Origin of the sequence: Actinomadura opuntiae (assembly GCF_030283205.1) — a bacterium.
Lineage (GTDB): Bacteria > Actinomycetota > Actinomycetes > Streptosporangiales > Streptosporangiaceae > Spirillospora.
Genome location: NZ_JASNWF010000032.1, coordinates 1 through 13,782, shown reverse-complemented (window position 1 = coordinate 13,782; position 13,782 = coordinate 1). Strand labels below are relative to the sequence as shown.

13 protein-coding genes are annotated in these 13,782 nt (G+C 73.4%); 5 read left to right on the top strand and 8 right to left on the bottom strand.

Going from position 1 to position 13,782, the window contains the following annotated elements; all coding sequences use genetic code 11:
* Positions 1–7: 7 nt before the first annotated feature.
* Positions 8–835 carry a YceI family protein gene (locus tag QP089_RS43805; protein WP_285920486.1) on the top strand — a complete coding sequence of 276 codons (828 nt, stop codon included), beginning with the start codon at positions 8–10 and terminating at the stop codon, positions 833–835.
* Here the strand turns inward: QP089_RS43805 and QP089_RS43800 are convergent.
* The 7 genes from QP089_RS43800 to QP089_RS43775 all read right to left on the bottom strand — a co-directional run bounded on the left by QP089_RS43800 (position 832) and on the right by QP089_RS43775 (position 9,813).
* Positions 832–1,800, bottom strand: coding sequence for a LysR family transcriptional regulator (locus QP089_RS43800; RefSeq protein ID WP_285920484.1), 969 nt, complete (start codon positions 1,798–1,800; stop codon positions 832–834). The two genes, QP089_RS43805 and QP089_RS43800, sit on opposite strands and share 4 nt — an antisense overlap.
* A 42-nt stretch (positions 1,801–1,842) precedes the next feature.
* On the bottom strand, positions 1,843–3,087 hold the full coding sequence (locus QP089_RS43795) for a SecDF P1 head subdomain-containing protein (RefSeq protein ID WP_285920483.1): 1,245 nt from the start codon (positions 3,085–3,087) through the stop codon (positions 1,843–1,845).
* Between the two features lie 199 nt (positions 3,088–3,286).
* The gene (locus QP089_RS43790) at positions 3,287–4,366 is read right to left on the bottom strand and encodes a 2-oxoacid:ferredoxin oxidoreductase subunit beta (protein ID WP_285920481.1); all 1,080 of its coding nucleotides are present in this window, start codon (positions 4,364–4,366) and stop codon (positions 3,287–3,289) included.
* Positions 4,359–6,200, bottom strand: a complete 1,842-nt coding sequence (locus QP089_RS43785) for a 2-oxoacid:acceptor oxidoreductase subunit alpha (RefSeq protein WP_285920479.1) — start codon at positions 6,198–6,200, stop codon at positions 4,359–4,361. Before QP089_RS43785 ends, QP089_RS43790 begins: the two co-directional genes overlap by 8 nt.
* A gap of 332 nt (positions 6,201–6,532) precedes the next feature.
* Positions 6,533–6,670 carry a putative leader peptide gene (locus QP089_RS48970; RefSeq protein ID WP_353070687.1) on the bottom strand — a complete coding sequence of 46 codons (138 nt, stop codon included), beginning with the start codon at positions 6,668–6,670 and terminating at the stop codon, positions 6,533–6,535.
* Between the two features lie 75 nt (positions 6,671–6,745).
* Positions 6,746–8,350 carry a hypothetical protein gene (locus tag QP089_RS43780; RefSeq protein WP_285920478.1) on the bottom strand — a complete coding sequence of 535 codons (1,605 nt, stop codon included), beginning with the start codon at positions 8,348–8,350 and terminating at the stop codon, positions 6,746–6,748.
* Between the two features lie 119 nt (positions 8,351–8,469).
* Entirely contained in the window at positions 8,470–9,813 is a 1,344-nt protein-coding gene (locus QP089_RS43775) for a hypothetical protein (RefSeq protein ID WP_285920477.1), read from the bottom strand.
* A gap of 152 nt (positions 9,814–9,965) precedes the next feature.
* On the opposite strand from QP089_RS43775, the gene QP089_RS43770 reads away from it, so the two are divergent.
* From QP089_RS43770 to QP089_RS43755, 4 genes are read left to right on the top strand one after another with little or no spacing between them, the layout of a single operon-like run.
* On the top strand, positions 9,966–10,337 hold the full coding sequence (locus QP089_RS43770; protein ID WP_285920476.1) for an NADH-quinone oxidoreductase subunit A: 372 nt from the start codon (positions 9,966–9,968) through the stop codon (positions 10,335–10,337).
* A 39-nt stretch (positions 10,338–10,376) separates the two neighbouring features.
* The gene (locus QP089_RS49090) at positions 10,377–11,438 is read left to right on the top strand and encodes an NADH-quinone oxidoreductase subunit B (protein ID WP_285920475.1); all 1,062 of its coding nucleotides are present in this window, start codon (positions 10,377–10,379) and stop codon (positions 11,436–11,438) included.
* Positions 11,435–12,049: an NADH-quinone oxidoreductase subunit C gene (locus QP089_RS43760; protein WP_285920474.1), complete on the top strand. Its 615-nt coding sequence runs from the start codon at positions 11,435–11,437 to the stop codon at positions 12,047–12,049. Before QP089_RS49090 ends, QP089_RS43760 begins: the two co-directional genes overlap by 4 nt.
* Positions 12,042–12,998 carry a complex I subunit 1/NuoH family protein gene (locus QP089_RS43755; RefSeq protein ID WP_285920473.1) on the top strand — a complete coding sequence of 319 codons (957 nt, stop codon included), beginning with the start codon at positions 12,042–12,044 and terminating at the stop codon, positions 12,996–12,998. Before QP089_RS43760 ends, QP089_RS43755 begins: the two co-directional genes overlap by 8 nt.
* Before the next feature lie 12 nt (positions 12,999–13,010).
* On the opposite strand, the gene QP089_RS43750 is transcribed toward QP089_RS43755, so the two are convergent.
* Positions 13,011–13,782 (bottom strand): ComEA family DNA-binding protein (locus QP089_RS43750; protein WP_285920472.1); only part of this gene is annotated, 772 nt, incomplete at its 5' end.

The following is a 13,782-nucleotide window of genomic DNA, read 5'->3' as shown; positions in this document are numbered from 1 at the left end:
GTCGTTGATGGATGACAGGCGCGGTCTGCGCGGATCGGTGCGGACGAAGGACGGCTGGGCGGTGCGGCACGCCATCGTCACGGTCACGGACCTGGCGGGCCGGCAGGTCGCGCGGGAGCAGACCGGGGAGGACGGCGTGCTCGCCGCCGGCCCGCTGCCCGCCGGCACCTACACGGTGATCGTCACGGCGATGGGGTTCCAGCCGGCGGCGTCGACGCTGATCGTGCACGGGTCCGGCGCGGCGGACCTCGGCACGCTGGTGCTGGCCCGCGCGGGCGGCACCGAGCTGCCGCCGCCCGGCCCGTGGACGATCGACCCGGCGCACTCCAACGTCGGGGCGGTCGCGCAGCACCTCGGGCTGTCCAGCGTGCGCGGCCGGTTCGCCGCGTTCGAGGGCGGCATCGAGATCACCGAGCCGGTGGAGGCGTCCCGGGTGACGGCCCGGATCGAGGCGGCCTCCATCGACACCGGCAACAAGCTGCGCGACGACCACCTGCGCTCGGCCGACTTCCTCAACGTCGACCAGCACCCGGTGATCACCTACGAGGGCGAGGGGCTGACCGCGACCGGCCCGGACCGCTGGACGGTGCACGGCCGCCTCACCCTCAACGGGATCACCCAGCCCGTCGACCTGGACCTGCTGTACCTCGGCAGCGGCGCCGACCCGTGGGGCGGGACGCGCGCGGCGTTCCGCGCGACCGCGGAGCTGCGCCGCACCGACTTCGCGATCCGCTACAACCAGCTGCTGGAGGCGGGGATCGCGATGGTCGGCGAGAGCCTCAAGGTCGAGCTGGAGATCCAGGCCGTCCAGGGAACCGAACTGCCGCAGGCCTAACGGTCGCCGGGAGCGGGGCGCCCGGCGGGGCGGGCGTCCAGCTCGGTGGCCGGGAGCCAGTGCACGGCCGGGTCGTAGTCGAGCCAGCCGTGCTCCCGCGCCGCCGCCGCGAACTCCGCGAGCAGCGACCGCAGCACCGGGTGCTGCTCGCGGGCCCGCCAGATCAGCGACCACGAGTACAGCGGGACGGGATCGGCCAGGGGCACCGACCGGACGCCCGCGGGCACCGGCACGTCCGCCGGCAGCAGCGACACGTGCCCGGTCTCGGCGCGCAGGTGGCCGAGGAAGAACTCCAGCCCGAGGTTGACCCCGCCGAACTCCCCGGCCAGCCCGAAGTCGGCGAGGAACCGGTCGAGGAAGTCCAGCTTGCCGATCTCGGCGGGGAACCACATCGTCGTGCCGCTCAGGTCGGCGGGACGCAGCGACGCCGCGCCCGCCAGCGGATGCTCCTCGCTCATCACCGCCGCCATCGGCGCGAGCCGCACCAGCCGGTGCGCCAGCCCGCCGGGCAGCGGCTCGTCCAGGGCGTGGACGCGGCCGAAGCCCGCATCGCCGTCGCCGCGCCGCAGCGCGGTCACGACCTCGGGCAGGCCGCGCTTCAGGTTCGGTTCGATCGGCAGGTCGGGACGGCGCGCGACGACCTGCCCGATCGTGCGCATCGGGTCGAACAGGTGGCCCCACACGTCCAGCCGCAGCGGCCGGTCGTCGCGCCGGGCCGCCACGATCGCGTCGTCCGCCGCCGCGAGGGCGCGCCGCGCCGGCTCCAGGAACCGCTCGCCAGCCGCCGTCAGCGCCACCGCGTGCCCGGTGCGGTCGAACAGCCGCACGCCGAGGACGTCCTCCAGCCGCGCGATCCGCTTCGACAGCGCCTGCTGGGTGAGGAACAGCTCGCCGGCGGCGCGCCCGAAATGCAGGTGCTCGGCGGTCGCGACGAACGCCCGCACCTGCGCGAGATCCAGGTCCACGGCGTCCACCCTGCCCGACGACCGGCGGTTGTCAAAAAGGGATCAGTGCCCCTTGAGCTCGCGGACGAGGGTGTTCGCGGCGGCGCGGTTCGGCGGGCCGGTCACGACGACCTTCCCGTCCAGGATCGGCATGTCGACGCGGGGCAGCGTGACGAGGCGGTCGCGCACCACGAAGGCCAGGTCGCGGCCCACGGTCGCGCGGGTCAGCCGCGCGAACGCGTGCCGGTCCACCGGCCGCAGCGTGAGCGCCACGTCGTACCCGGCGGACGGCCCGCGCGACTTCTGCACCCGCAGGTCGGCGACCTTGCGGATCGCGATGCCCTGGGCGAGCCGGTAGCAGGTCACCCCGGCGGCGGACTGCCCGGTGATCCCCGGCGTCCCGGCCTGGCACTGCCCCGGCGACGCCTGCGTCACCGGGTACACGTGCAGCGGCGCGGCCAGCGTCACCGGCTTGGTCCGCATCGACGCCGCGATCAGCCCGCCGGTCACCGCGACCGCGGCGATCAGCAGCCCGAGCGTCAGCACCATGATCACCAGCGCGGACCGGTGCTGGTCGGCGGCCGCGGCCGGCGCCGGGACGGGCCGCTCGCGGTAGGCCAGGCCCTGGCGGCGCGCGGCGCGGCTGCGCTTGGTCTCGGCGGCCGCCCGCCGCCGCTGCTCGGCGCGGGCGCGCCGCCGCCGGTCGGCGTCCGGGACGTCGGCCGCGGGCAGCACCGCCGTCGCGCGCTCCGGGCCGCCGGACGGCGCGAACCCCGCCGCCCGCGCCGGCCTCGCCGGCCCGGGAGGAGGCGGCGCGGCCTGCCGTTCCGGCTCCGGGATCAGCGTCGGGCCCGGTACCGGCGGGATCGGCTCGGTCGGCGCCCGGCCGCTCAGATCGTCCTGCCCGAGCACCGCGGCGGCCGACTCGTGCTCGTAGCGCCCCCCGCGTTCCGATGCGCCCTCCCCGAACGGCGCGGCCTGCCCGGTGGACGCGGCCTGGTCGGGCGATGCCGCTTGGCCAAGCGGCGCGTCCTGCCCGAACGGCGCGGGTTGTGTCGGCTGGTCGGACGGTGCGGGCTGCTCGGGCGGCGCGGGCTGGTCGGGCGGCGTGGGCTGCTCGGGCGGCGCGGGCTGGTCGGGCGGCGTGGGCTGCTCGGGCGGGGCGGCCTCGGAAGGCGGGACGAGGGGAACGGGAGGCGGGGGCCAGGACAGGGCCCGGTCCGGCCGGGCGGGCGGGGGCGGTTGCGGGGCAGGGGCGGCGTCCTCTGGCTGCCGACGATCCTTCCTGCGGCGCGGAACGACCCGCATCGTCACCTCCCCGGGCTGACAAGATCTCCAACAGTCTTTCAGGATGAGACGGTGCCCCGCACCGTGTCGCGGCCGAACCCGGCCAACGATCGCGGATTGCTCGTCACGTGATGAACACTGCCCCGTCCGGGCGGTTCCAAAGCGCCGAAAGCCCGTCCCCGCGCGCATGCGGGGACGGGCTTTGCGGAACGCGGACGGATCAGTCGATGCGCCAGGTGTCGCCGCTGCCGAGGAGCGCGGCGAGGTCGCCCCTGCCCTGCGTCTCGACGGCCTCGTCGACCTGCGCGCGCATCAGCTCGTCGTAGGACGGGCGGTCCACGTTGCGGAAGATGCCGATCGGGGTGTGCTCGAACGCCGGCTGGTCCAGCCGCGACAGCGCGAACGCCGCCGACGGGTCCGGGTTCGAGGCGTCGTGCACGACGATGTCCGACGCGGGGACGTCGGCGACGTTCACCACCTCGAACGAGCCCGACGGCGTCCGGCGCAGCGCCTTCTGCCGGTCGGCGCCGAAGACGACCGGCTGCCCGTGCTCCAGGCGGATCGTGATGTCGTCGCGGACGGCGGCGTCCTTCAGCGGGTCGAACGCGCCGTCGTTGAAGATGTTGCAGTTCTGGTAGATCTCGACCAGCGCGGTGCCGCGGTGCTCGGCGGCGGCGCGCAGCACCGACTGCAGGTGCTTGCGGTCGGAGTCGATGGTGCGGGCGACGAAGGTGCCCTCCGCGCCGATCGCCAGCGACAGCGGGTTGAACGGGGAGTCCAGCGAGCCCATCGGCGTCGACTTGGTGATCTTGCCGACCTCGGAGGTGGGCGAGTACTGGCCCTTGGTCAGCCCGTAGATCCGGTTGTTGAACAGCAGGATCTTCAGGTTGACGTTGCGGCGCAGCGCGTGGATCAGGTGGTTGCCGCCGATGGACAGCGCGTCGCCGTCGCCGGTGACGACCCACACCGACAGGTCGGGGCGGGAGGTCGCCAGGCCCGTCGCGATCGCGGGCGCGCGGCCGTGGATCGAGTGGAAGCCGTAGGTGTTCATGTAGTACGGGAACCGCGACGAGCAGCCGATGCCGGAGATGAACGTGATGTTCTCGCGGCGCAGTCCGAGCTCGGGCAGGAAGGACTGGACGGCCGCGAGGATCGCGTAGTCACCGCACCCGGGGCACCAGCGCACCTCCTGGTCGGTCTTGAAGTCCTTCATCGTCTGCTTGGCGTCGGTCTTGGGGACCAGCGACAGCAGGCTCTTCCCGTTGCCGTTCGCGGCGCCGGTCCCGTTGGTGTCACTCACTGTCGATCACTTCCTGGATCACGTCCTGGAGCTCCTCGGCCTTGAACGGCAGGCCCCGGACCTGGTTGTAGCCGATCACGTCGACCAGCAGCCGGCCGCGCAGCAGCATCGCCAGCTGGCCGAGGTTGATCTCCGGGACCACGACCTTGTCGTAGGAGCGCAGCACCTCCGGCAGGTTCGCGGGGAACGGGTTGAGGTGCCGCAGGTGCGCCTGCGCCACGTCGCGCCCCTCCGCCCGGACGCGGCGGACCGCGGCGGAGATCGCGCCGTAGGTGCCGCCCCAGCCCATCACCAGGACGCGGGCCGCGCCGGACGGGTCGTCCACCGCGAGCGGCGCGATGTCGTTGGCGATGCCGTCGACCTTGGCCTGGCGCAGCCGGACCATGGTGTCGTGGTTCGCCGGGTCGTAGGAGATGTTGCCGGTGACGTCGGCCTTCTCCAGGCCGCCGATCCGGTGCTCCAGCCCCGCGGTGCCCGGGATCGCCCACGGGCGCGCCAGGGTCTGCGGGTCGCGCCGGAACGGTTCGAAGCCGTCCTCGGACGGCGCGGCGAAGTTCGGCTCGATCGTCGGCAGCGACGCCACGTCCGGCAGCTTCCACGGCTCGGAGCCGTTGGCGAGGTAGCCGTCCGACAGCAGGATGACGGGGGTGCGGTACGTCACCGCGATGCGGGCCGCCTCCAGCGCCGCGTCGAAGCAGTCCGCGGGGGACTGCGGCGCGATCACCGGGACGGGCGCCTCGCCGTTGCGGCCGTACATGGCCTGCATCAGGTCGGCCTGCTCGGTCTTGGTCGGCATGCCGGTGGACGGCCCTGCCCGCTGCACGTCGATGACCAGCAGCGGCAGCTCCGTCGCGACCGCCAGGCCGATCGTCTCGCTCTTCAGCGCGATGCCCGGCCCGGACGTCGTGGTGACGCCGAGCGACCCGCCGAACGAGGCGCCGAGCGCCGCGCCGACCGCGGCGATCTCGTCCTCGGCCTGGAACGTCCGCACGCCGAACCGCTTGTGCTTGGACAGCTCGTGCAGGATGTCGGAGGCCGGGGTGATCGGGTACGAGCCGAGGTAGACGGGCAGGCCGCTCTGCACGCCGGCGGCGACGATGCCGAGCGACAGCGCGGCGTTGCCGGTGATGTTGCGGTACAGGCCGGCGTCGTGCTCGGCGGGCTTGACCTCGTACTGCACCGAGAACGCCTCGGTGGTCTCGCCGTAGCTCCAGCCCGCCTGGAACGCGGCGATGTTGGCCTTCATGATCTCGGGCTTCTTGGCGAACTTCTTCTCCAGGAAGCCGACCGTCCCCTCGGTGGGACGGTGGTACAGCCACGACAGCAGTCCGAGCGCGAACATGTTCTTCGCGCGCTCGGCGTCCTTCTTGGAGATGTCGTAGCCCTCGAGGGCGGTCACCGTCATCGAGGTGAGCGGCAGCGCGTGCACCCGGTACTCGTCGAGCGAGCCGTCGGTGACGGGGTCGGCGGCGTAGCCGACCTTGGCGAGGTTGCGCTTGCTGAACTCGTCGGTGTTGACGATCAGGTCCGCCCCGCGGGGCAGGTCCCCGAGGTTGGCCTTGAGGGCGGCCGGGTTCATCGCGACCAGCACGTCGGGTGCGTCGCCCGGGGTCAGGATGTCGTGGTCGGCGAAGTGCAGCTGGAAGCTCGACACGCCGGGGAGCGTCCCGGCGGGGGCGCGGATCTCGGCCGGGAAGTTCGGCAGGGTCGACAAGTCGTTGCCGAACGCCGCCGTCTCCTGGGTGAAGCGGTCGCCGGTCAACTGCATCCCGTCACCGGAGTCCCCGGCGAAGCGGATGATGACGCGGTCGAGCTGCTGGACCTGTTTGGTCACAGAGGAAGACCTCCTCGACGCGCAGCACCCGTCCTGGGGGAGGCGCCCAGGATCGTGATGCTACTAAGGCTTACCTTCATGGTATGTCCGGGATGGAATGCTGGTCTCGGGGATCGGGCCGCCCCGCGGTACGGCGGCGCCGGGCGTGCGGCCCGATGCCGTCCGCCGCTCGGCGTCCGCTGGTGGTGGCCGTGGTCTGAGAGGCGCAGACCGCGGCCGTCGCTCCGCCCGTCATGTGCGACATCCCGCCCTCAGGGAGGTCATGACCCCGTATCACAAGGGTTATCACCTCAGGCGGAAGATCACGCGTCCCGGCTGGATTCGGGCGGGTCCTAACCGGTGCTACGAGCCGGACTGGTCCCCGGGTTCACCACTGAACACAGGGAGCTGGCCAGCCGGCACAGGTCGACGTGCAGTCGCCTGACCAGCCGGGCTGGATGGGCCGGGGAGCCGTCGCTCCCCGAGGGCACGGAGTTCACAGCCCGAAGTGTAGACAGGCTGAATTCCGTTCTGTTCCACCGGCCCCCGGCGGCCCGGCAGGGCTTTCAGTGCCCGCCCGTCCCCGGCGACGGGGAGCCGGACGCGCCGGACAGCGAGCTCTTGACCATCTTGCTCCGCTCCCGGTCGACCTTGGCCAGCAGCGCCCTGACGTCCGCCCGGGTCAGCGCCTCGCCGATCACCCGTGCCTGCGCCGAGTACGGGTAGGAGCCGGGATGGTCGAGCGCCGACTTCACCCACGTCCGCCAGGCCCGTCCCGTGACGGTGCAGGACAGCACGAGCGACCGGTCGGACGGCACCGGGGCGGACGCGGCGCAGGACCCGAGCGCGGTGCCGCGGGTCGCGATCGACGCGCGCAGGGCGGCGCGCGCCCCGTCCGGCACCGCCTGCGGCGCCGACAGCGTCGCCGGCACCCGCACCGTGCATCCCGCCGTGTTCTGGTCGCAGTCGACGAAGGTCAGCGTGCCCGGGTCGAAGTGCAGGTTCGGGTCGGCGGCGCCGGCGAGCGCCTTCACGCGCGGCCGCAGCCGGGTGAACAGCGTGCCGGCATCGGGCAGGTCGGCGACGCTGAACCGGGCGCCGTCCGTCCCGGCCGCCTGCACGCCGAGCAGCCGGTACGGCGCCTCCGCCGACACCAGGTACGTCGCGCCCTTGGCCGCGATCCTGTAGGTGCGGACGCCGTTCACGGTCTGGGTGGGCGGATTCGCCGCCGCCTTGGTGAGCGACTCGGCGATCGCCTGCGCGCCCAGGACGTCCGGGACGTCGAAACCGGGAACGGCCGCGGGCGCCTTGGACCAGCGGCCCGCGAAGTTCTCGGGGTGCGACCGCTCGCCCGCGTACTCGCGCCAGAATCCCAGGCCCGCCTTGATGTAGGTCTCGCCGTCCACCGCCACGACGTCGGCCTTCAACGCTCCCGCCGTCAGCGTGCCGACCGCTGAGCCCGCCGTCGTGACCTGCAGGTCGGCCTGGATCTGAGCGCCGTTGGCACCGGTGAGCGTCCCGCGGTAGTGGAACCCGGGACCGGAGGTGAGCTGCCGTCCCGCCTTCAGCGCCCACGCCGCGGGCGCCGTCGAGGACGGCTTCGGGCGCGGCTTGCCGGGCCCTTCGTCGTCGTGGACGAACACCATGGCGACCGTCGCGGCCGCCGCCACGACCGCGGCGACCCCTGCGCCGGTCACCAGCCGCTTCTTGAGCTTCCCGCCTCGCGGCTGCGGCCCGCCGATGCCGGGCGGCAGCGGCATGCCGGGGATACCGGGCCCCTGCGGCGGCACCGGACCCTGGCCCATGTCGCCGTCCCACCCCGGCGCGTAGCCGTCCTGGAATTCGAACCCGTCCTGCGGCGGGTAGGCGTCGTGTTGCGCGTAACCGGCCTGGGGCGCGGTCTGCGCCGGGTGAGCGTCCTGCGGGGCGTAGCCGTCGTGCGGGGCGTAGCCGTCCTGCGGGGTGTAGCCGCTTCGCGCCGGGAATCCGTCCGGCGAAGTGGTGCCCGCGGTGCCGCCGCCGGGGACGGCGAGGCCGTCGGCGACCGTGGTGTCGGCCTGCGGCGGGGCGGACGCGGGCCGCCGGGGCGGGCCGCCCGCGACGAGGACGTCGTCCGGTGCGGGCCGGGCAGGTCCGGACTCCGCGGAAGGGTCGTCCTGATCAGCGCTCACAAGGCACAAGGATGCCCGACGATGCGAGCGGCCGGACCGGAAACCGTGCCATCGCCGGGCATACCGGCACCGCGGGCGGGGGCGGCCGGCCTCCGCGCCGACCGCCCCCACCTGCGGTGTCACTCGCTGTCGAGGCCGCTCTGCAGCGAGGCGACCTCCGACGCCGTGGCGCCGATCACCTTGTACTGGGCGTGCTTGTAGAACGTGCCGCCGGTGGACTTGGCCCAGCTCTGCCAGGCGGAGGTGGCGACGCGGCAGCTCGCCCACACCGAGTCGCTGCCGTTGATCGTGATCGTGTCGGTGCAGTTGCCGAGGTCCCGGCCGGTCAGCGTGCCGGCGGTGATGTTGAACCGGACGTCGATCGTGATCGGCGTGGACGCACCGTACGGCGGGCGGATCTTCGCCTCGACGGTGCAGCCGGAGTTGCTGTTGCAGCCGCCCTTCTTCCACTCGTCGACCGAGGGGCGCGCCGAGGCGTCGAAGGAGTCCTTCAGCTCGCCCATGCTGGTGCGCATGTTCGAGATGACCGTGGACGCCTCGGACGAGGACTTCGGCGTGACGTCCAGCGCGACCCGCGGCGTGGTCGCCTCGTAGCGCAGCAGCTCGGCGTCGTCGGCGTCGGTGATGTAGAGGGTCGAGGTGAAGGTGCTGAACTTCAGCGCCTTCTTGCCCGACCACGTCGTCTTCAGCGGCTTGACCTTGGCGGTGGCGGCCGCGCGGAGCTTGGCGGCCAGCGCGGTCGGCGACAGCTCGTTCTTGAAGTCGACGTCGAGCTTGTCGGAGCTCAGCCGGCCCCACTGCTGCCCGCTCTTGAGGTAGTACGGCGTGCCCTCGACGTTGTCGATCTGGTCGCGCCAGTACGACTGGTCGGCCTTCACGAACAGCTTGCCGTCCGCCGACAGCAGGGTCACGTTGTCGCTGTTCCAGGTCACCGGGCCGGTCGCGCGGCCGCCCTTGGTGACGTCCAGCTGGCCCTGGATGCTGTCGGCGCCGCCGCCGAAGGTGCCCTTCAGGCCGACGGCGCGCCCGGCGGACATCGAGTCGGCCGCGGCGCGCAGCTTCTCCTCGGGCGACTTGCCGCCGCCCTTGGACGCCACCACGAACACCACGACGCCGATGATGAGGATCACCACGACGGCGCCGCCGACCAGGGCCGCGATCAGCGGCCCGCTGCTGCGCTTGGGCGGCGGCATGCCCGGGCCCATCGGGGCGCCGGGCGGGGGCGGGAAGAAGGGCGGCGGCGTGCCCGGGCCGCCGTACCCGCCGGGGGGAGGCGGAGCGCCGGGGCCGCCGGGCGCGCCCTGCCCGCCCGGATAACCGGGGCCGCCCGGAGCGCCCTGGCCGCCCGGGTAGCCGGGGCCGCCCGGACCAGGGGAACCGCCGGGCCCCGCGGGCGGCGGCGGAGGCGGCCACGAGGCGCCACCCGGGTTCTCCCAGCCCGGGTTCGGCGGGGGGTTGCTCATCCGGTCACGTCCTTCCAGGTCAACTGACCCCAATGCATCCTCTAGTGTGCAGCAAAACGATGACATTGTGATCCTCCGCGGTGGAGGTACGACGCCACACTCCGCACGCCCCTTTCGGGGATACTTGCTTGGACGCGGATGGGAGGGTGGCGGTGCATAACTATTTCGACTCATATGTCGGGCTTGCCGCGCTGCTGGTCGCCGGCGGCGGGATCGTCGGCGGCGGCCTGGCCGCGAACCGGATGCTCCGTCCGCACCGCCCGACTGTGGAGAAGCTCACCACGTACGAGTGCGGCGTCGACCCGGTCGGCGGCGGCTGGGCCCACTCCTACATCCGCTACTACGTGTTCGCCTACCTCTACGTGGTGTTCGCGGTGGACGCGGTGTTCCTCTTCCCCTGGGCGACGGTCTTCTCCGCCCCCGGCTACGGCGCCACCACGCTCGGCGAGATGTTCGTCTTCCTGGCGTTCCTGGCCGTCGGGCTGCTCTACGCGGGCAAGAAGGGCGTCCTGTCCTGGGTCTGAGGCCGCGGCGGGCCTTCCCCGGGCTGTAACAATGCTTGCGTGGGCACCATCGATCTCCCGCCGCCGAGCGTCGGACCCCTGTCGCGGCTCGCGCCCAAGCCGGTCAAGTTCGTGCTCAACTGGGGCCGCCGCTACTCGCTGTGGGTCTTCAACTTCGGCCTGGCATGCTGCGCGATCGAGTTCATCGCCACCTCGATGAGCAGGCACGACTTCATCCGGCTCGGCGTCATCCCGTTCGCGCCCGGGCCCCGCCAGGCCGACCTGATGGTGGTGTCCGGCACCGTCAGCGACAAGATGGCGCCCGCCGTCCGGCGGCTCTACGAGCAGATGCCCGAGCCCAAGTACGTGATCTCGTTCGGCGCCTGCTCCAACTGCGGCGGCCCGTACTGGGACTCCTACTGCGTGACCAAGGGCGTCGACCAGATCATCCCGGTGGACGTGTACGTGCCGGGCTGCCCGCCCCGGCCCGAGGCGCTGCTGCAGGGCATCGTCCACCTCCAGGAGAAGATCGCCGCCGAGTCGCTCGGCGACCGCTACGACGGCGGCGACCCGACGAGCCCGCCGCCCGCGCCGCGTCCGTTCTCGGCCACCGTCCTGCGCCGCCCCCTCCAGCCGCCGCCCGAGGACGCGACGCAGCCCGTCCCGCCGCCACCGTCCGAACCCGCGGCCGTGGAGCCCGAGGGCCGCGGCGACGATGCGCCGCCCTCCGAAACTGCGCGGCCGGATGCGGCCACGCGCCCGGTGCCGACCGCGGCGGCGGAAGGGGAGCGCAACGACGCGCCGCCCCCTGAGGCCGTGCGCCCGGACGAACCGACGCGGCCGCTTCCGGATGTGGAGCCGGAGGGGCAGCACGCGTCGGCCGCCGATGCCGCGGGACCGGACGAGGAGACGCGGCCCGTGCCTACTGTCGAACCGGAAGCGTCGCCCGCCGAGGGGACGACGCGGCCGTTGCCGACTGTGGAGCCGGATGACGCGGCGCGGCCGGATCCGGCCGCCGAGGAACAGCCGCCGGGCAGGCGGGCCCGCCACGAGCACGATCCGTCGATCATCCCGGGCCTCGACGACGACGGGAACGACGACGAGATCGGCCGGAACCGGTGAGCGCCCCGGCGGAGCCGGTCGCCGCCTGGACCGACCGGTTCGGCGACGACGTGACGACCGAGGAGACGGCCGGCGGGCTGGCCGTCGGCGTGCCGCCGGAGCGGTGGGTGGAGGCGCTCACCTTCGCCCGCGACGAGCTGGCCTGCGGGTTCTTCGACTGGCTGACCGGCGTCGACGAGCTGGAGGCCGGGTTCGCCGTCGTGGTCCACGTGTACTCGCTGGAGCGGCGCCACCACATGCTCGTCCGGACGCGGGTGCCGCGGGAGGCGCCGGCCCTGCCGACCGCGACGGGCGTCTACCGGGGCGCGGCGTGGCACGAGCGGGAGACGGCGGAGATGTTCGGCATCGTGTTCGAGGGGCACCCGAACCTCGTCCCGCTGCTGCTGCCGGACGGCTTCGAGGGGCATCCGCTGCGCAAGGACTTCGTGCTCGCCGCGCGCGTCGCCAAGCCCTGGCCGGGCGCGAAGGAGCCGGGCGAGTCGGGGCACGGAGCGCCCAGCCGCCGCCGCGTCCGCCCGCCCGGCGTGCCCGACGAGGGCCCGTGGGCGGAGGCGGCGGAGCGCCGCCGGGCCGCCGCTCGCCCGCGGGAGGAGCGGGACCCGGATGCTTGAGATCATCGGCAAGCTGGTGCTGGTCGCGGCGGCGTTCGCGCTGCTGCCGCTGCTGGTCGGGCAGGCCGAGCACAAGGTGATGGCGCACATGCAGGGCCGCCTCGGCCCGATGTACGCGGGCGGGTTCCACGGCTGGGCGCAGCTCGTCGCGGACGGCGTGAAGTTCGCGCAGAAGGAGGACGTCGTCCCGCGCGACGCCGACCGGTGGGTGTTCAAGCTGGCGCCGGGCGTCGCTCTCGTGCCGTACCTGCTGGTCCTGACCGTGGTGCCGGTCGGCCCGGACGGGCAGGTCGCGCTCGACCTCGGCGTCGGGGTGTTCTTCGCGCTCGCGGTGATGGGCGTCGGCGTGATCGGCGCGATCATGGCGGGCTGGGCGAGCGCGAACAAGTACGCGCTGCTCGGCGGGATCCGGGTCGCGGCGCAGCTGATGTCCTACGAGCTGCCGATGGTGTTCGCCGCGTCGTCGGTGGCGATGGCGGCGGGCACGCTGTCGCTGCAGGGCATCGTCGTGGAGTGGCGCTGGTGGTGGCTGCCCTGGCAGGCGGTCGGCGCGGTGGTGTTCTTCGTGGCGGGCCTGGCGGAGCTGCGGCGCCCGCCGTTCGACATGCCGGTCGCCGACTCGGAGATCATCTTCGGTCCGTACACCGAGTACGGCGGGCTGCGGTTCGCGCTGTTCATCCTGGCGGAGTACGCCGGGATCGTGGTGCTGTGCGCGCTGACGACCGTGCTGTTCCTCGGCGGCTGGAAGGGCCCGTTCCTCAACACCGAGCTGGGCTGGCTCTGGACGCTGGTCAAGGTCGCGGTGCTGGCGTTCTGCGTGATCTGGCTGCGGGTCAGCTACCCGCGGATGCGCGAGGACCAGCTGCAGAAGCTCGCCTGGGCGTGGCTCGTCCCGCTGTCGCTGGCGCAGCTGGCGCTGACCGGCGTGCTCAAGGTCGCCTTCGCCTGAGCGTCCGCGGGGTCAGGGCAGGAAGATCGTGTACTCGGCGAGCTGCGGCATGACCGCGGGCGGCAGGTCGCAGTCCATGGCCATCTCCTCCACCGAGACGAACGTGCCGTGCTCGTCGCGGTGCCGGACGACCCGCTCCGCCAGCGCGTCCGTCATCCCCGGCAGCGCGGCGACGATCTCCAGCGGGGCGTGGTTGACGTCGACGAGCCCGCCGTCGTCGTAGGCGCGGGGCACGTCCGGGCGGCCGATCCGCAGCTCGTGCGCGAGCGCCGGGTCGTCGGCGGCGATGGCGCGGGCGTCGGCGCGCAGGTTCCGCCGGTACTTGGCGTACTCGACGGCGCTCTTGTTGTGGTGGCTGCCCGGCGTCTCGCGGGGGTACACCCTCCGGCGGACGGCGAAGGCGTGCGCGGTTCCCACGGGCCACAGCGTCAGCATCAGGATCGTGCCGAGCACGATCAGCAGCGCGTTGCCGCTGTCGAGGGCGGCCAGCATCGTCACCAGGCCGAACCCGTAGGCGGCCGAGGCGGCGCCGTAGTTCCACGAGTTGCGCTTGACGGCGGCGTAGAAGAACGTCGCGGGCGTCGCGAAACCGAACGTGATCAACGGCAGGATCGCCCACAGGACGCCGTTCGGCTGCGGGAGCGGCGGCACCGGACGCAGCGGCGGGACCGGGTATCCCCCCGATCCCCAGCCCGGAGACCGGTCGGGCCGGTCGACCGGCAGGCCCGGACGCGGAGGGCGCGGCGGCGCGGCGGGCCGCGGCGGCGCCGGTGGACGCGGCGCG